The 292-nt window shown below is 70.2% G+C and carries 1 protein-coding gene; it reads right to left on the reverse strand.

The window, feature by feature from the left end; all coding sequences use genetic code 11:
• Nucleotides 1–3: 3 nt before the first annotated feature.
• Nucleotides 4–292, reverse strand: a 289-nt coding sequence (locus tag NE591_RS15175) for a YceD family protein (RefSeq protein ID WP_256157092.1), incomplete at its 5' end; no start/stop codon positions are given.

The raw sequence follows: 292 nt of genomic DNA on the forward strand, positions 1-292 counted from the left end.
GTTCTACTTGTCGCCGAAGTCGAAGTTCTTGAGGGCCGCGAACGGGCTCGCCTCCACGTCCGCCTCGTCGCGGGAGCAGCCGCAGGGCCCCTCGTCCAGATTGGCGCCGCACTGGGGGCACAGCCCCTTGCAGTCGTCGTCGCACAGGGGCACGAGCGGCACCTCGAGCAGCAGGGCCGCCAAGATGAGCGGCACCAGATGGTAGGCGGCGTCCGGGAACACCTCGGCTATCGCGCCCGTCATGGCGGCGGCCTTGTCGCCGGTGAACATGCGCACGCCAGAGAGGCCCCGG

The sequence above is a fragment of the Adlercreutzia sp. DFI.6.23 genome, assembly GCF_024462535.1.
GTDB lineage: Bacteria > Actinomycetota > Coriobacteriia > Coriobacteriales > Eggerthellaceae > Adlercreutzia > Adlercreutzia rubneri.